This is a genomic window from Frankia sp. AgB1.9 (assembly GCF_016786355.1).
Classification (GTDB): domain Bacteria; phylum Actinomycetota; class Actinomycetes; order Frankiales; family Frankiaceae; genus Pseudofrankia.
In genome coordinates this window covers 52,152-68,510 of the sequence record NZ_JADWYX010000036.1, presented here as the reverse complement: position 1 = coordinate 68,510, position 16,359 = coordinate 52,152, and the positions used below count along the sequence as shown (strand labels likewise).

General features: G+C 69.3%; 15 protein-coding genes. 5 read left to right on the top strand and 10 right to left on the bottom strand.

All coding sequences use genetic code 11. The features are described from left to right. Positions 1-84: 84 nt before the first annotated feature. A complete protein-coding gene (locus tag I6A60_RS16550) occupies positions 85-699 on the bottom strand; it encodes an HPP family protein (RefSeq protein ID WP_203015044.1) in 615 nt (204 codons plus the stop codon). A gap of 362 nt (positions 700-1,061) precedes the next feature. Between I6A60_RS16550 and I6A60_RS16545 the strand changes: the two genes are divergently transcribed. The 3 genes from I6A60_RS16545 to I6A60_RS16535 all read left to right on the top strand — a co-directional run bounded on the left by I6A60_RS16545 (position 1,062) and on the right by I6A60_RS16535 (position 3,521). Further along, positions 1,062-2,015 carry a universal stress protein gene (locus I6A60_RS16545; RefSeq protein ID WP_203015036.1) on the top strand — a complete coding sequence of 318 codons (954 nt, stop codon included), beginning with the start codon at positions 1,062-1,064 and terminating at the stop codon, positions 2,013-2,015. Between the two features lie 87 nt (positions 2,016-2,102). Continuing rightward, on the top strand, positions 2,103-2,594 hold the full coding sequence (locus I6A60_RS16540; RefSeq protein ID WP_203015034.1) for a hypothetical protein: 492 nt from the start codon (positions 2,103-2,105) through the stop codon (positions 2,592-2,594). A 501-nt stretch (positions 2,595-3,095) separates the two neighbouring features. After that, on the top strand, positions 3,096-3,521 hold the full coding sequence (locus I6A60_RS16535; protein WP_203042317.1) for a hypothetical protein: 426 nt from the start codon (positions 3,096-3,098) through the stop codon (positions 3,519-3,521). 100 nt (positions 3,522-3,621) lie between these two features. On the opposite strand, the gene I6A60_RS43565 is transcribed toward I6A60_RS16535, so the two are convergent. From I6A60_RS43565 to I6A60_RS16520, 3 genes are all read right to left on the bottom strand, one after another. Then, positions 3,622-4,503: a universal stress protein gene (locus I6A60_RS43565; RefSeq protein ID WP_203015028.1), complete on the bottom strand. Its 882-nt coding sequence runs from the start codon at positions 4,501-4,503 to the stop codon at positions 3,622-3,624. 139 nt (positions 4,504-4,642) lie between these two features. Continuing rightward, a complete protein-coding gene (mgtA, locus tag I6A60_RS16525) occupies positions 4,643-7,210 on the bottom strand; it encodes a magnesium-translocating P-type ATPase (RefSeq protein ID WP_238435584.1) in 2,568 nt (855 codons plus the stop codon). 119 nt (positions 7,211-7,329) lie between these two features. Further along, entirely contained in the window at positions 7,330-7,605 is a 276-nt protein-coding gene (locus I6A60_RS16520; RefSeq protein WP_203015025.1) for a hypothetical protein, read from the bottom strand. Between the two features lie 215 nt (positions 7,606-7,820). On the opposite strand from I6A60_RS16520, the gene I6A60_RS44040 reads away from it, so the two are divergent. After that, positions 7,821-8,135 carry a LemA family protein gene (locus tag I6A60_RS44040; protein ID WP_374210151.1) on the top strand — a complete coding sequence of 105 codons (315 nt, stop codon included), beginning with the start codon at positions 7,821-7,823 and terminating at the stop codon, positions 8,133-8,135. Between the two features lie 203 nt (positions 8,136-8,338). On the opposite strand, the gene I6A60_RS16510 is transcribed toward I6A60_RS44040, so the two are convergent. Then, a complete protein-coding gene (locus I6A60_RS16510) occupies positions 8,339-9,865 on the bottom strand; it encodes an AAA family ATPase (protein ID WP_203015021.1) in 1,527 nt (508 codons plus the stop codon). 442 nt (positions 9,866-10,307) lie between these two features. On the opposite strand from I6A60_RS16510, the gene I6A60_RS16505 reads away from it, so the two are divergent. Further along, positions 10,308-10,850 (top strand): DUF2231 domain-containing protein, encoded by a 543-nt coding sequence (locus I6A60_RS16505; RefSeq protein ID WP_203015020.1) that lies wholly within the window; start codon positions 10,308-10,310, stop codon positions 10,848-10,850. 150 nt (positions 10,851-11,000) lie between these two features. On the opposite strand, the gene I6A60_RS16500 is transcribed toward I6A60_RS16505, so the two are convergent. The 5 genes from I6A60_RS16500 to I6A60_RS16480 form a co-directional block, all read right to left on the bottom strand. Then, complete coding sequence (locus I6A60_RS16500) at positions 11,001-12,566, bottom strand: cell wall metabolism sensor histidine kinase WalK (RefSeq protein ID WP_203015018.1); 1,566 nt, start codon at positions 12,564-12,566, stop codon at positions 11,001-11,003. A gap of 14 nt (positions 12,567-12,580) precedes the next feature. Continuing rightward, a complete protein-coding gene (locus I6A60_RS16495) occupies positions 12,581-13,321 on the bottom strand; it encodes a response regulator transcription factor (protein WP_203015016.1) in 741 nt (246 codons plus the stop codon). Between the two features lie 176 nt (positions 13,322-13,497). Beyond that, a complete protein-coding gene (locus tag I6A60_RS16490; protein WP_238435572.1) occupies positions 13,498-14,367 on the bottom strand; it encodes an FAD:protein FMN transferase in 870 nt (289 codons plus the stop codon). Positions 14,368-14,369: 2 nt separating this feature from the next. Continuing rightward, entirely contained in the window at positions 14,370-14,936 is a 567-nt protein-coding gene (locus I6A60_RS16485; RefSeq protein ID WP_203015015.1) for an FMN-binding protein, read from the bottom strand. 129 nt (positions 14,937-15,065) lie between these two features. After that, positions 15,066-16,316, bottom strand: coding sequence for a ferredoxin reductase family protein (locus tag I6A60_RS16480; RefSeq protein ID WP_307873714.1), 1,251 nt, complete (start codon positions 16,314-16,316; stop codon positions 15,066-15,068). Between the last annotated feature and the right edge of the window lie 43 nt (positions 16,317-16,359).

Here is a 16,359-nt window from a genome sequence, read left to right as displayed (position 1 = left end):
TCCAGGTCGGGGGAACCGTGCGGCACCGCACCATCCAGGTCTTCGTCAGAGCTCCGGGTTCGGTGGTGCCCGTCCTGCCGATGGTTACGCGGACGCTCCGGCGGTCGTCGGGGCATATCTCACGCTGATCACTCCGGGGATCGCGCGGATCAGGTGATCAAGAAGCGGACGGCCTGGCCCGGTCGAGGTGTCGAGGGTGACCTCGCCCGCGGCCACGCGGATGTCGGTCACGCCGACGACGGGCCAGGGCGCGAGGATGCGGCGGACGTCGACCTCGATCTCCGCGTCGGGGCGGGTCAGCAGCCTGACGAGATCGCTTCTGCTCACGATGCCGGCCGGGCGGCTGTCCTCGTCGAGGACGGGGACGCGGGTGAGGTGTTCCGTTCGCATGATCCTGATGACGTCGGCGGTGTCGGTACCGACCCGGACGGCGATCACGGGTGTGGTCATCACATCCGCCGCGGTGTGCGGTGACGGGGCCTCCTCGGGCAGGTCTCGGCGGGCGTGGAGGCCTGGGTCGGGCGTCTCCTCGATGGCCATCAGGTCGGCCTCGGTGATGATTCCGATTAGTCGCCCGTCCGAGCCGGCCACGGGCACCGCGCCGAAGCCGTGCCGGACCAGCCACATCGCCACGTCCTTCACGGGTGTCTCGGGTGCCACGGCCGACACCGGAGACGTCATGACCTGCTCGATGCGCATTGCGTACTCCTCTCGAGGTCGTCCTGGTCGTCGACCTGCGTCCCAGCCAGTGTTGCCCGACAGAGCGGCTGGCGGCCCGATCGGGACGTCCCGTCCTGGGGGGCGGAACGGGGAAGAGGCGGACTCCCAACGCTCACGTCCGGGCGGACGCGGGCCGATCGGACCCCTGCCTCGCGGGACGAACGCACCGGCGCGAGCGGCTGGGTGACAGAGGCTCACCGGCTGGCGGCGATGGGACAGTGATCACGGGTCGATCGCCGTCGGAGGCCGATCTGCCGCGATCCGCGAGGATCGCGACACAGCGTCGGGGTCGGCGGCCCGAAAGTGACAGCGGGTACCGCAACGGACCTGGAGCGTGGGACATGGACAGCTCGGTGCGCATTCTGGTGGGGGTCGACGGCTCGGCGGGCTCCGAGGCGGCGCTGCGGTGGGCGCTTCGGGAGGCCGGGCTGTGGGCCGCCGGCTGCAGAGGAAGGAACACGGCGCCGACGGTGACGGCGCTGCTGGTATGGACCGGCGACAGCGTGGCCGCCGGGGTGGGTGCCACGACTCGTGACGACCGTGACGGGCTCGCTGCGGCCGCCCAGGAAATGCTGGAGCGCGTCGTTGGGCGAACGGGTGCGCCGCCTGCCGGCGTCGAGGTGCGCCGCATGGCCGTCCAGGGCAGCCCGGTGCCGGCGGTGGTCGCGGCGGCTCGGAACTATGACCTGCTGGTTGTCGGCGAGCGCAGCCACGATCCCCTCCATCGGATGACCGCCGGCTCGGTCAGCCAGGGCATCGTGGCGCACGCGCCGATTCCCGTCGTGGTCGTCCGCTCCCGCGACGCGGTCGTCGAGCCCGATCGGCGTCCGGTCGTCGTCGGCATCGACGGGTCGGATCTGTCGATTGCCGCGCTGCGCTGGGCGGCGCACTCCGCGGCGGTCCGCGGGGTGCCCCTACGCGTGGTGCATGCCTCGGGAGGCTACGACCCGATGTACGCCGAGGTACTCGTCGCCGCGCAAAGCTCACTCGTCCGCCGGGCGACCGACGTTCTCGCCCAGGCGGTGGCGCTGGGCCTCGACGGCGCGCTGGACATCACCGTCGACACCGTCCTGTCGCCCGACTCGGCGGTTCGTGCCCTGTTGCGCGAGGCCCGCGACAGCCAGCTGCTTGTCGTCGGCACCCGAGGGCACGGCGGCCTCGCGCGTCTGCTGCTCGGTTCCGTGAGCCACCAGTGCGTCCTGCACGCGGCCTGCGACGTCGCCGTCGTCCGCCCCGAGCCGGTCGCCGCCGTCGAGACCAACCCGATCGGAGCGGCGACCCTCGTCGCCGGGTAGCCGTGCAGCTTGCGAGCGCGCCGCGTCGGCCGATGGTCATCGGTTGGCGCGGCGCTGGCGGAAGCGCTGTCAGCTGACTCCTCGGCCATGCGTCCTCGCTGCGGGCGCGCATATCGCAACCAGCTCGCCGCCGAGCAGATCTATTTCCCGGCCAAGGGAGGCCAGGCATTGGCCGACCCCCGTATCGGTCCCTATCTGAACCAGTACGCCGGCCAGCAGCTGGTCACCGGGCCGCAGGCCGAGGCCTACGCGGACCACTTCATCAAGGTTCACCTGACCGAGGTCGCCGGCGGCCAGACCTACGCCGAGGTCAGCACGAAGGCCCAGGCCGACCCGACCAACGCCAAGCTCGCCGGTCAGGTGCAGACGCTGTTCCGGGGCGAGACGCTGCGAGGTCTGCTGCTGGAGGCCTACGGGTTCTGGAAGCTCGGCCAGATCGCGCTCGTCGCGGCAATCGCCAGCTTCGTGCTCGGTGGCGTGATGCTGCTGCTGCTGACTGGCCTCGGTCTGCTGCACCTGCGACGCACTGGCCCGGCCGAGGAACTCGCCTTTGGTCACGGCCGAGTCGATGTCCGGTAACGCCAGGACCGTCGCCGAGGCGGTCGCGGCAGGTCGCGCCGACCGGATGAAGACCGAGCTGGTCGACCTGCTCGTCGTCGGCGGGCCCACGCATACCTTCAGGTGATCCGCACGTCAGCTACCCGGACCCGCCCGAGCGGGCCCGGGCAGCGGCATGCCGTGCGCAGGCGGCGCCCACGGCACTGCGTGAGTCGCTCGCGAGGCCGCCACCGGTCCAGGCCTGTGACCAGGTCGTAGAGCCGGCGCGGGTACTGGCCGCGGACCAGCAGGACGCATTCCGCGAGCGGGTCCAGGCTATCGGTCAGACCGATGACGACCTGCCGTTGCCTATGTCAGGCGCACCCGCTGGCCTTCTCGACCGCCAGGCGTTGAAACGGCCCCGGCACGAGGTGCGGCGCCGTCGGCGAGCATGCCGAAGGTCCTGCTGTGTGCGATCTATGCACCGCCGTGACGTGACCTCCGGCTTACCTTGACCGCCGTCCGCGTGGGAACAGATATGACATGATCACCGTATTCAGCTTCGGGCTCCTCGTCGTCGGCGCAGTCTTCACCTTCGCTATCTCCGGATCGCCCTATACGGCCGTGGGCATCGTCCTAACGGCGGCGGGCCTCACCGCCACCGTCCTCAGTGGCCTTCGTGACTACCATCGGGACAAGTGGCGCGAGAAAATGGTCGCGAGGTCGATCGAGAAGGGTATGACGACGAGCGACTTCGCGGACGACTTCATTGTGGAGCGCGCGAGTTCCGAAGACGCCGACGTCGAGCCGGATGACGTACAGGCTGAAGGGCCCTACCAGGCCGGTCCTGACTCCAGGCACGCGCAAACGCTGCGCGCTTTCGAGCAGCAGCGCGGAGACATCGTCTCGGAGGCCGTTTTCCACACGCCTCGCCCGAGCCGCTTGCGCGAGATCCCGCGAGACGAGTGAGAGGGTGCGGCGAGTCACCCGGGCAGATCTTTCCGGCGAGGTGGCGGCGGCATTCCGGACGCCGCATGCGGCCGCCCGCTCGTTCCCGGGGTCGCGCGGGCTAGGAACGTAGGACGGCGACGGGGCACTGCGCATGCAGCATGCACTGGTGCGCGGTCGAGCCCAGGACGAGTTCGGTGAAGCCGCCCCTGCCCCGGGAGCCGACGACCAGGAGCTGGGCATCCCGGGCGGCCTGCAGCAGCCCGCGGCTGGGGAACTCGTCGACGGCGATCCGGTGGATCTCGACCCCGGCGCCGGTGTCGATGTCCGACCCCATCACGTCGGCGAGCAGCCGCTCGGCGTTCCGCTGAAGTGACGGGTAGAAGTCGACCAACGGCGGTCCGGGCGGAGTCACGTAGATGCTGTACGCGTGCACCAGGTGTAGGGGAGCCTCGCGCTCGGTGGCCTGAGTGAGCGCCCAGCGCACAGCGGCACTGGAAGGCGCCGAGCCGTCGACACCGACCACGATCGGCCGCCCGCCGCGTGAACCGGCATCGGTTTGCGGGCCATGGACGACGATGACGGGACTGGCCTGGCAGTGCAGCAGGCGTTGGGCCACGGACCCGGCCGTGATGCGATGCGCGATACCGGGTTCGCGTGGACCGACCACGATCATTGCGGCGGTCCTGGCGTTGTCGGCGAGCGCCTGCACGGGATCTCCGGCGACGACGAGCCGGCGCAGCTCTACCGGCGGGTCGGGCATGGGGACGTGTGTGATCACGCGGTCCAAGGTGAGGTCCGCGGCCTTCATGAGCCCGAGGTGGTCGACGTTGGCGGCCGCCTGGTAGACGGGCCGAGGTACGCCGTCGGCCGTCCAGCCCAGCAGGGCGGTCACAGGCCGGCTCTCCAGACGCGCCGTCGCATAGGCCCAGCGCAGGGCAGACTCCGAACCCGGCGAGCCGTCGATTCCCACGAGAATCTCCCGGCTGTCCTCGATGCTCACATTCGTTCCTTCCGCCGATGTAGACCATGAACGACCGCCGGACCAGCGGTCTTACAGAGATGACGCCGACGCTCTGCACGGCATCGCCGACCTCCGCGCGACGTAACGATCGCCGATACGGAACCTGGTGACGGGGCGATCAGCCGGTGCTGAAACGGCCCGCGCGCCGGCGAAGGTGGCGGTGTCCAGCCGGCATGGGCGGAGTAGTCGGCTGCTGTGAGCTGAGGCGGTAGAAGAGTCGCTTGCCGGTCTCGATGAGGGCCAGGTATCCGGCGATCATGGCGACGAGCGTCAGGAAGTATCCGAAGGGTAGTGGTGCGAATCCAAGGGCGTGAGCCAGCGGCGTTTCGGGGATGACGGCACCGACGACGACGACGCCGATGGCGGCTAGTGTGAGCGGAAGGCTGGGCTTGCTACGGAAGAACGGAATGCGGCGCGTACGAATGGCAAAAATGACCAATGTTTGGGTTGCCAACGACTCGACGAACCAGCCAGAATGGAACTGTGCGGCGCCAGCATGGAAGACCCAGAGCATCAGCCCGAATGTGAGGAAGTCGAACACTGAGCTGAGTGGGCCGAAGTAGAGCATGAAGCGGCGGATGAACCGGATGTCCCAGTGCGAGGGTTTGCGGAGCTGGTCCTGGTCGACGTTGTCGGTCGGGATTGCAAGCTGGCTGGTGTCGTAGAGCAGATTGTTGAGCAGTATCTGCGAGGGCAGCATAGGCAGGAAGGCCAGCAGGAGCGAGGCGCCGGCCGCGGAGGCCATGTTGCCGAAGTTGCTCGATGTCCCCATCAGGACATACTTGATGGTGTTGGCGAAAACACGACGTCCTTCGACGACGCCGTTGGCCAGTACGTCGAGCTCCTTCTCGAGCAGGATCACATCGGCGGCGTCCTTGGCGACGTCGACGGCGGAGTCCACCGAGATACCGACATCGGCGGCGTGCAGCGCGAGAGCATCGTTGACCCCGTCGCCGAGGAAGGCGACGTCGCGGCCGCTTTGGCGCTGCATCGTGACGATGCGAGCCTTCTGCTCGGGGCTGACCCGGGCGAACACGGTGGTCGCGGGGATCGCGGCGGCGAGTGCGTCGTCCTCGAGTGCGTCGATGGCGGCGCCGGTCAGGACGGCCGCGGCGGGCAGACCGAGGTCGTCGCAGACCTTGGCGGCGACCACGGCGTTGTCCCCAGTGACGATCTTGACGGTGATGCCGAGATCTGTCAGTCGCCTTAGTGCCGCCGCAGCGCTGGGCTTGGGCGCGTCGAGGAATACCAGCAGGCCGGCGAGGTGTAGTTCGGCCTCGTCGGCGGCGGCCACCGTGGTCAGGCCGGGCGCGGGTCGGGTGGCGACCGCAACCACCCGGTTTCCCGCGGCGAACTCGGCGTCGAGGGCCGTGCGAGCGTCCGCGGTCACGTCGACACAGCGGTCGAGCACCGTCTCAGGTGCTCCCTTTGCAATCAGGATTTGACGTCCGTCGGCGTCGCGGACGAGGACTGTGATCATGCGACGTTCGTGATCGAACGGCAAGACCGCCACCGTCGTCTGGATCACCAGATCGCGAGAAACCTCCGCGGCGGCGGGGGATTCCCACAAGGCCGCGTCCAACGGGTTCCCGTGCGACGTCCGCGCGCCGTCGACGGCCCGGTCGGTGCAGAGCAATCCCCACCGCAGCACATCGCGTTGCTGGATAGAGCCGGTGGGCACAGCGCGCATGAAGCTGATCCGGCCCTCGGTGAGCGTACCGGTCTTGTCCGTGAACAGAGTGTCGACGTCACCGAGGTCCTCGATGCAGACGAGGCGCTTGACGAGCACACGCTGCTTTGCCATCTGGCGGGATCCGGAAGCCAGGCTGGTCGAGACGACCGCCGGGAGCAACTGGGGCGTGATCCCGACAGCGATCGCGAGGGAGAACAGGAGGGCATCGAGGATCGGTTTGTGAAGCAGCACGTTGGCCACGAAGATCCCCGTGGTCAGGGCGGCGGCCACATAGACGAGAAGCATGGAGAACCGGCGCAGCCCAACCTGGAACGCTGTCTCGGTCTGGTGACTGGTCAGGCCCGCGGCGATGCGCCCGAATGCGCTCGCGGCGCCTGTGGCCACGACCACCCCACGACCGGTACCGGAATGCACGACCGTGCCCATGAGCGCAGAGCCCGTCAGCTCAGCCAGTACCGCGTCAGGGGACACGACAGCAGTGTTCTTGTCGACGGGGAGCGACTCCCCGGTGATGACGGACTCATCGCAGGCGAGATCAGAGCAGGCGATCAGGCGTAGATCCGCGGGGACGACGTCGCCGAGCTGCAGTTCGACCACATCTCCTGGCACCAGCGCTGCGACGTCGACGGTGGTGGGCTGCCCGTCACGTATGGTCAGCGCGCGGCGGGTGACCTGTGAGTGCAGTGCCTCGGCCGCCTTCTCCGCCCGGTACTCGTTGACAAGGCCGAGCCCGACCGAGAGAACCACGATGACGGCGATGATGATCGCGTCGCTGCGTTCTCCGACGAAGTACGACGCGGCGGCGGCCGTGAGCAATAGACCCAGCAGCGGCGAACGCAGCTGGTGCCAGAGCACTGGCAGGAAGCGCGCGCGGTGCGACATGACGGCGTTCGGGCCGACGTCGTCCAGTCGCTGACGCGCCGACGTCGCGGTGAGCCCAGCACCGCTTGACCCGACCCGAGCAAGCACATCGTCAACAGCGACGCTGGCCATCTCGGTCACGGCCAAGCCTCGACCGGCCGCCGAGACACGCTGCTTCGGGCTCGTCGTTCTCGCCACGCTCGAACCGCCGGAAGGATCGGCTGAGGCCGCGGGCGAGTAGGACGAGCGGGTCATGCGGATCGGACGGGCCGCAACGGTTCCCCGACGGCGTGACCGCCGACACCTTCGCGGAGTGCCGTGCGGATGACTGCGCGTAGGACACGGTCCAGATCGGAGGCCTGGCCGTCGTGCCCGGAGGCATCGCCGATCGTCACCGCGACCTGCCCGCCGGGTAGATGCACTGTGTCGATCCAGTCGCCGCCGAGGCAGCCGGCCACCGGCTCCTGGTGCCATGACACCTTCAGGAACGCCGCACCGGCAGCGTGGCGAGCGGAGGACACGATCATCTTGTGCTCCCATCGGGTTGGGCGGGTGTAGCGCGGCCCGCGCGACGCGGGCGGCCTAGCCAGCCTCAAATCCTCTCCCCCCGGTACGGAGAGCTACCGTCAGGATCTCGACCGAGCCCGTGGATGCACAGGGACGTTCGCCCCCCGTTGGAAGCCCGATCCGCCTGCCGTCGTGATGACCACCAGGTCGCTCCTCCGCCTTTCGAACACGACGAATGCCACACAGTGTTGCCGCCCCGCCTAGCCTCTCCAGCATCCGACCGTGTGCCGAACAGCGGCCGGGAGGAATGACGCATGTAGCTGTGATCGCGGTTTTTCTCGTGTCCAGCGTCCGCGACTACGACACGGCGTCGCAGACATTCCCTCAGAACCTGCTTGCCGGGATCTTCAGCTTCCGAGACGCATTGTTCTTCGTGGCCGATCACGATGACCGACAAGTGCCGGAAGTCGACCTTTTCGAAATGCCGTCGAGACCATCGGCGGCTCCCGGGGAAACACCGGCCCCTCCGGATGGCGCACCGGCGGGGTGACGAGACGCCGGCCCGTTGGAGCCAGCGAGTTCGAGATTCCAGGCTCGAACACTCGTCTTCCCCACTGCGTGCGGCCTGCCGGTCGCCCCGGAGACGGCCTTCGGGACGAAGGGCAGAGCCATGCGGTTGCCGGGACCCACCCTGCGGTTTGTGGGAGTTTGAGACGTGACGGTCCTGTTGTTCTGCGCCTTTGACGGTTCCGGCTAGCGGAGCAGCCGGGAGGCGGTCGCCGCGGCCTCAGCGAGCGGGACGGCGGTGTCGACGACCGCGGCCGCCGGCCACGGGTCGGTGCGTGAGGCCATCGCCGTGTAGACCGCCATCGACGTCGCGTCGGACGCGTCCGAGCCGGCGGCTGCCCGCCGGGCGATCCGGGCCTCCGCGACGGCAGACGACGTCACGCAGCACAGCTCGACGAGGTCGGCACTCGCCGCGGCGGCGACCCGTGCTGCAGCCGTCCGCTGCGTCGTCGCCGACCAGGACGCGTCGAGCAGCACGTTCTCCCCGTGGGCGAGCGCGTGCCCGGCCCGGCGGAGCAATTCGGTGTAGACCGCGTCGGTCGTCTCATGCGCGTAGATGCCGGTACCGAGTCCTGCGAGTTCCGGTGGTGCCGGAGCGTTCGTAGGAAGCCCCGCGAGCTCCTTGCGCACGACGTCGGAGCGCAGCAGCACCCAGCCGTCCTCGGCGTCGGCGAGGTGGCCCGCGAGGGTCGTCTTTCCCGTACCGGGAAGGCCGCCGACGATGACGAGGCGCACGCGGCCGCGGCGCAGGTGGTCCAGAGCGAGCGTCCCGAACTGCCGGGCGAGGTCGGCGGCGTCCGGGTCGCCCTGCGCGGCCCGTACGCTGCTGACCTTGGCCCGCACAAACGCGCGGTAGGCGATATACAGGTGCTCGAGTGACGATGGATGCGTCTCGCCGGAGAACTCCCGGTACCAGCCGAGGAACCGCTGTGCATCGCCGCCGGCGCCGAGTCGTTCCAGGTCCATCGCCAGGAACGCGGCGTCGCCGAGCACGTCGCCGACTCGCAGCCGCTGGTCGAAGTCGAGGCAGTCGAGGATTCGTGGCCCGTCGGTCAGGCAGAAGATGTCGTCGGCAAGCAGGTCGCCGTGTCCGTCGCGGACCCGCCCAGACCGCATCCGCTCCAGCAACAACGCCCCGCGACCCGCGAGGTAGCGCGACGACAGCCGGTCGATCTCGTCGATCACCGCATCATCGAGGATGTCATCGCGGAAGGAGGCGACGCCCTCTACGCCTTCCCGCCACAGCCCGGACAACGTCGACCGGCTGCCCGCCTGAGCGATCTCGTCGGACGTCTCGCAGGTCTCGTGGAACGCGGCGAGCTGGCGCGCGATGGCCCGCAGCACGTCGCCCACCGGCTCGCCGTGCCGGACGAGGGTCGCCAGTCGGCGGTCCTCCGGTAGCCGGCGCATCACCACCAGGTGGTCGATGAGCTGGCCGGTCGCGTCGCGCAGGTCGGCGACACCAAGGTAGACATCAGGCGCCAGCCGGCTGTTGAGGGCCACCTCGGCCTCGCAGGCGGCTAGCCGGGCCTCACGCTCCCGGAAATCGAGAAAGCCCAGGTTGAGAGCCTTCTTTCGCTTGTAGACCCGGTCGCCAGCGAAGGTCAGGATCGCGGTGTGCGTCTCTACGGTCTCTCCGGGCGGGATCGCGTTGAGGCTCCAGGTCGGGCGACTGGGCTCCGTTCGTGGGCTAGGAGAGCTTTGCCCGGGCATCGTGCCTCCTGCACCTCGTTCGCTGGTTCCAGCAAGTCCAGCATCGACGCTCGACGGGGTAGCAGCGGCAGCAGGAGGTAACCGCGTCTCGGGACGTTGGCACCCCTGTCCGACGACCTCCGGCCCGCCCAGCCAGTGCGTCGGCGCCAGACGGCGCCTGGGCCGGAAGGCGCCGAACCGGGCCTGCGCATTCCCGTTACGTCCGAGTTGACCTGCGGACCACGAGTGGTTCGCGCGGGGATGAGGTCGATTCCCGTCCTATGCACAGGGATTTCCCAGCCATTTCCCAGACTCGGCCGGCACGGTGCACGTCGTGGTCGCGCTTCCGGCGCCAGGGCGCGCCTTGGCCCGATCTTCGTGCGACACCTGACCTGCCCAACCGACCGCCGTATCGGCCTCCACCAACTCTGGTCGCGCCGATCGGCCGCAGCCTGGAGACCCCGTGCCCTCGACCGTGTTCGGCCTGCCGACCCACATTTTGATCATCCACGCCACGGTGGTGCTCGTGCCGCTGACAGCGTTGATGCTCTGCGTGGCGGCGTTCTGGCCTCGGCTGCGCCGGGCCCTCGGCCCCCTGCCGACGCTCGCCGCCTTTGGTGCGCTGATCCTCGTACCCATCACCTCCCACAGCGGCGAGCAACTGCGAGCCCGGCTTCCCGACAACCCGCTGATCGCGCGGCACGCCGAGCTCGGCGACACGCTGCTGCCCTGGGTCGCCGGACTGTTCGTGGCGGCGCTGCTGCTGCTGTGGAACGACGGCTGGCGGCCCACCGCCTGGGCGTCGCCGACGCGGCCCGGTGGCGCGGCCAGCTCGACACACTCGACAGCGCGGCATGCGGTGGCGCGGGGCACGAACTGGGTGACAGCTCTGGCTATGGCGCTGGTCATAGCGACCGCCGTCGGCAGTGTCGTCCAGATCGTCCGAATCGGGCACAGCGGCGCCAAAGCCGCGTGGTCTGGGGTCGCGGCCGCTCCCGTCCGGTGAGGCCGTACGACTGTGGGCGGTCCGGACCAGCCGGGAGTACTTCGTGGACATCGCCGCTACCGGCGGCGATGGGGCCTCGGCGCAGGCCGACCGACTCGGTGATGACCGTCCGCGCTTGTCGCTCGCCGAGGCCGAAGGCTTCGCTCGGCGCTACTGGTCGGTGAATCGGTGCGGCGCTTGGCCGCGGAGGATGGTGAGGCGGAAGGTCGCGCCGCCGCCCGGCGTCGGCTCGAAGTCGGCGTGGCCGCCGTGGGCGGCGGCCACCGCGGCGACGATGGAGAGGCCCAGGCCGGTGCCGCCGGCGTTCCGGGACCGCCCTGGATCCGCGCGGAAGAATCGTTCGAAAACGTGGTCCGCGGCTTCCGCCGGGATTCCGGGGCCGTGATCGATCACCGAGATCACCACCTTGGAGAGCGTGGGCCCCGGCCTGGTCGCTCCCGAGATGTCCGGATCTGCATTCGGTAGCCGTGAGGTGGATTCGACGGTGGTGGTGATGGTGAGGGACAGCGGGGTCCCGGCCGGGGTGTGGACGAGGGCGTTGCGCACCAGGTTGCCGACCGCCTGACGTAGTCGGCCTTGATCGCCGGTGATCTCGAGGAACGGCGGCGTGTCGATATCGATGCGGCGGTTCGGTGCGACGGCACGGGCGTCTGTGCCGATGTCTCGGACCATCGCGGCGAGGTCGAGCGGTTCGTGTTCGATGGGTGGTCCCTGGTCGAGCTGCGCGAGCAGCAGGAGGTCGTCGACCAGCTCTGACATGCGCGCGGATTCCTCCTCGATACGTCGCATCGCGATGGCGAGGTCCTGCGGCCGGCTGTCGGCGCCGCGGTGGAACATCTCGGCGTAACCGCGAATCGAGGTGAGCGGGGTGCGCAGTTCGTGGCTCGCGTCGGCGACGAAGCGACGTAGCCGCTGTTCGGACGCCTCTCGTGCTCGGAAGCTCGCCTCGATCTGGGTGAGCATCGCGTTGAAGGCGCGGCCGAGCCGGCCGACCTCGGTGCGGCGGTCGGTGTCGGTGACCCGTCTCGTCAGGTCGCCCCAGGCGATCTCGTCTGCCGTGTGTTCGATTCGGGTCAGCGGGCGTAGCCCGACCCTGATGAGGAGATAGGCCAGTGCGGCCAGGGCCGCCATCATGACGGAGCTCGCGATGATCTCAATGCGGGTGACGCGATCGAGTGTCGCGTCCAGCTCCGTGAAGGGAACGGCGACGATGAGGACGTCCCCGCTGTCGTAGCGTTCGGCCAGTACCCGGAAGTGGTCGTCCTGGCCGTCGGCGGCCGTCACCGTCCACAGGGGGACCGTCGCCAGGTTGGGGCGCACCTCGGCGGTGGCCAGTTGGCGCACGGTGACAGCCGGACGCTCGGTCGGCGTCCGTGCCCCGCCGGGGGAGGGGCTTGACTCCAGCAAACGGCGTCCGGTCCGGTCATACAACGCGCCATAGGTGCCGACGAGGTACGAGCTGCCGAACCGAGGGTTTCGATCGTCGGGGTCGCCCTGGCCGCTCGCTCCCGCCGAAGAGCTGTAGGGATCGTTGTCCCCGTAGGGCGTGCCACGCAGCAGCGTCTTTTCCATCACCGGATGCGCGTCGCGGACCTGCTGATCGAGGCGACCCATCAGGTAGGACCGCAACGCGAGATGAGTGCCGACGGCGCCCAGGGACAGGCCGACCGCGAGGAGCCCGATGAGGGCCAGCAGCAGGCGGCCGCGCAGCGACATGGCGGAGGTCCGGCTTAGCGGGGCAGGCGCAACACGTAGCCGACGCCACGTACAGTGTGGATCAAGGGCGGTTCGACGCCGTCGATCTTCCGGCGGAGGTAGCTGATGTAGGTCTCCAACACGCCGCCTTCCCCTCCGAAGTCGTGTCCCCAGACGTGGTCGAGCAGCTGGGCCCTGGTCAGCACGGCGCGGGCGTTGGCCAGCAGAAACTGGAGCAACCGGAACTCGGTGGCCGTCAGCTCGACAAGTCGGCCCGCGCGGCGGACCTCCCGGGTCCTGGGATCGAGTTCCAGGTCGGCGAAGCGCAGCGGCGCCGGATGGCCGTCGCTGGGCACCGGTGAACCGGCGCGTCGCAAGATGGCGCGGACCCGCGCGACCAGCTCGGACACGGCGAACGGCTTGGTCACGTAGTCGTCGCCGCCGAGCGTCAGGCCGCGCACCTTGTCCTGGGTCGTGTCCCGCGCGGTCAGAAACAGCGTCGGGACGCGGTGACCGGCGCCGCGCAGCCGCTCGCACACCGCGAACCCGTCGATGTCACCGAGCATCACGTCCAGGACCAGGAGGTCCGGCGGGTCGAGCGCGACCCTGGTCAGCGCCGCCTGTCCGGAACGCACCGTCTCGACCTCGAATCCCTCGTAGCGCAGTGCCATCGCGACGAGATCGGTGATGGCCTCCTCGTCGTCCACCACCAGCACGTGGACTCGCGGGTTCGCCACGTCCTTGGTCGAATCCGGGGTCGCCGGCAGATCGTCCATTGACGGGTTCACTCGCGCCACCACCCACCCAGTGTCCCCTGGCCAGGTGAGGGACTCGTTCACCTGGCCCAACTGGCCGACCTCAGTCCCCGGCGCTGGGCGCTCGGTCGCTGCCGAGAGCGCGGCTAACCGTCCGCGCGTCGGCGAGAGGCGCCCGGGGCAGCGCCAGATCCGAGTCACGCGTGGCGCGCCAGCTGCTGGCGCAGACCGGGCGAGCATCGCAACCGGCCGGCGGCCTCGACGGTCAGCCACTCCCATCCGTCCTGGCCGAGGTCCGCGAGCAGGTCCCACGCTTCCAGGCCGGCGGCGAGGCCAGCGGTGGCATACGCATCGGCCAAGGTCAGGTCGGGCCCGACCACAGTGACGGAGGCGAGTCCCGAAGCGGGCGCTCCCGTCCGCGGGTTGACGACGTGCTGGCCCTGCTCGGCGACCCCCGACGTCGCGACAGCGAGATCCGTGCACTCAAGGACGGCCACGAACCGGCCGCGGTCGAAGGGGTCGGCGATCCCGACTCGCCACGGCCGGCCCGGCGCCGCCTGTCCGCTGGCGCGGAGGTCGCCGGCGGCGTTCACACAGTGAGTGGTGATTCCGGCCGCGGTCAGCGCGGCGGACGCCGCGTCCGCGGCCCAGCCCTTGACCAGGCCGGTGGGATCGAGCGTGCCGTCGGCGCGCCAGCCGGGATCGAAATACCCTCTGGTGCGCTCCCGGCACGTTGTGGCGAGCCGGTGCACCTCCCGAACGTGCTCGGGGCAGTCGTCGACATCGATTTCGCCGCGGCGGAGCCGGGACACCCACGACGCGGGTCTGAACGTACTGAAGTCGTCGTCGGCCCGGTGCAGCGCGAGGATCGCGGACGCGATCGCCGCGTCGACGGCCGCGGCGGTGAGTTTGGGCTGGTTGCTCGCGGGCCCGACGGGCCCCGCCGTGGTGACCGGGCCGGCCGGGAGGCGTACGTCGATGCTGACGACGGTTCCCATCACCGGTTCCGCGTGCACCCGGCGGGTCGTCCCATCATCACGGGTGGTGCCCGTTGTTGTGTCGCCCATGGCTAGAGCCCGGCCTTGTCGATCGCGGACTGTACCGACCAGGCATAGCCGCTGCTGGTGAACGAGGCACCGGACACGGCGTCGATCTTGGCGCTCTGCGCGGCGAGGACCTCCTGGCGCAGGATGGGCACGGCCTGGGAGCTGATCTCGATGTCGCGCCGTTCCTGGTTCGGCAACTGCAGTGCGATCACGTTCGTGATCTTGCCGCCGGCGACGATGAGCTCAACCTGCACGGGTCCGTAGTGGGTGTCCTCCACGTCGCCGACCACCGTCCTCGGGGTGGACGAGGCCGCGCCTGTCGAGCCACTCACCGTGCCAACGCCGGTCGTGGCGGTGGGCGTGCCGACGGTTGCCGGCGACGCGGTCGCGGCGGCCGCCACGGTGGGACTGGGTGCTTGGCTTGAGGTCGGCTGGGGCGCCCCTGTTGTCGCCCCGGGCATGGAGATCGCCGCGGCGGCCTGCTCACCATGTCCCGCCGCGGCCTTGCCCGCGACGACCACGACGACGGCACCGAGCAACCCGGCAAAACCGAGCCGAGCCCGGTATGCCTTCCCGGCGTTGAGATTCATATGAGGTGGCGACGCGCAGCCCCTTCGAGCTGGTCGCCGCCTGCCTCCTTCCAGGAGAGAAATGAAGTCCGGCCGCCATACCGGCGATGGCCTGTCGCGCCACGAACCCTGTCGAGTCGGGGAGAGGCACTACCGGAGCGAGAACTCCTCGGTGTGGATCTGCTCGTCTGACAGACCAAGGAGCCGCAGCGAACGGACAAGACCGTGGGTCAGGCCGGGCGGACCGCAGATGAAGACGTCCCGTTCGACGACGTCGGGCACCGACGCCGCGATGAGGTCGGCGGCCAGTGGGTCATAGCCAAGCTCCTTGCGGGAGCCGATGACGCCGTGCACCAGCAGTCGCGGTTCCTGGGCCATCCGGCGAAGCTCCCGCCACAGGGCGAGGTCCCGGGTGGTGCGTGCCCGATGGACGACGATGACGTCGTCGCCCCGTGCGGCCAGGTCCTCGGCGAGCGCCCGCACCGGTCCGATGCCGCTGCCGCCGGCGATGAGAAGCGACTTGCCGAGGCTCGCCCGCGCTGCGGTGAAGTGTCCGAACGGGCCTTCGGCGACGACGAAGGTGCCGGGACGAAGACGGGCGATCGCGGCTGAGTGGTCGCCGGCCGCCTTGACGGTAATGCGAAGCCGGCGGGGCTGCGGCACGGCCGACAACGAGTACGGATGGGCGGTAAGCCAGTGCCCCGGAGCTAGGAACCGCCACAGCAGGAACTGGCCGGATCGGATGTCCAGATCGTCCAGATGCCGACCTCGGATCCAGATCGACACGACACCTGGAGCTTCTTCGACCACCCGCTCCACCCGCATCCGATGCCGGGCAATCTTGGCCAGTGGGAGAACGAGCCGCCAGATCACCAGGCAGGCCGCGACAGCTACGTACATGAGCTGCCACAGAACACGATTCACCGGATGGCCAACGAACTCGGCGCCGTTCGCCGTCTGGTGGCCGTAGACCAAGAGAACTGCGGCATACACGGTCAGGTGCAGCAGATACCAAAGTTCGTATGAAATCCGCGGTCGGAGGCGACGGGCGCTGGCCACGCCGACCGAGACGAACAGGACGGTGCCTATCGTCGCCTTCCACATTTCCGGGTACGTGGTCACAACCGTGAAGAGTTCGGAGAGAGGCTGATGATGGTCGCTCAGCCCATAGCCCCAGACAATCAGCAACACGTGCGTGACCATCAACACGACGATGTTGGTCCCAAGACCGCGGTGCCAGGCTGCCAGCCGATCCAGCCCGACGGCCCGTTCCAGCACTGGCACCCGCGCCATGAGCAGCAACTCGACGAGCATCAGATACGCCGCGAGCAACCCACTGACCCGCCCCAGGTCGGTCATCACGGCGGCACCGCCGTGCACGCTGCGCGCTGTCGTGCTCATCCACCACAAGGCCACGACCACGAGACCCCAAGCCGAGAGACCC

Coding starts and splice junctions, on each gene's coding strand:
- I6A60_RS16550 (WP_203015044.1), bottom strand. CDS start 699: ATGCGCATCGAGCAGGTCATGACGTCTCCGGTGTCGGCCGTGGCACCC.
- I6A60_RS16545 (WP_203015036.1), top strand. CDS start 1,062: ATGGACAGCTCGGTGCGCATTCTGGTGGGGGTCGACGGCTCGGCGGGC.
- I6A60_RS16540 (WP_203015034.1), top strand. CDS start 2,103: ATGCGTCCTCGCTGCGGGCGCGCATATCGCAACCAGCTCGCCGCCGAG.
- I6A60_RS16535 (WP_203042317.1), top strand. CDS start 3,096: ATGATCACCGTATTCAGCTTCGGGCTCCTCGTCGTCGGCGCAGTCTTC.
- mgtA (WP_238435584.1), bottom strand. CDS start 7,210: ATGGCCAGCGTCGCTGTTGACGATGTGCTTGCTCGGGTCGGGTCAAGC.
- I6A60_RS16520 (WP_203015025.1), bottom strand. CDS start 7,605: ATGATCGTGTCCTCCGCTCGCCACGCTGCCGGTGCGGCGTTCCTGAAG.
- I6A60_RS44040 (WP_374210151.1), top strand. CDS start 7,821: ATGCCACACAGTGTTGCCGCCCCGCCTAGCCTCTCCAGCATCCGACCG.
- I6A60_RS16510 (WP_203015021.1), bottom strand. CDS start 9,865: ATGCCCGGGCAAAGCTCTCCTAGCCCACGAACGGAGCCCAGTCGCCCG.
- I6A60_RS16500 (WP_203015018.1), bottom strand. CDS start 12,566: ATGTCGCTGCGCGGCCGCCTGCTGCTGGCCCTCATCGGGCTCCTCGCG.
- I6A60_RS16495 (WP_203015016.1), bottom strand. CDS start 13,321: ATGGACGATCTGCCGGCGACCCCGGATTCGACCAAGGACGTGGCGAAC.
- I6A60_RS16490 (WP_238435572.1), bottom strand. CDS start 14,367: ATGGGCGACACAACAACGGGCACCACCCGTGATGATGGGACGACCCGC.
- I6A60_RS16485 (WP_203015015.1), bottom strand. CDS start 14,936: ATGAATCTCAACGCCGGGAAGGCATACCGGGCTCGGCTCGGTTTTGCC.
- I6A60_RS16480 (WP_307873714.1), bottom strand. CDS start 16,316: ATGAGCACGACAGCGCGCAGCGTGCACGGCGGTGCCGCCGTGATGACC.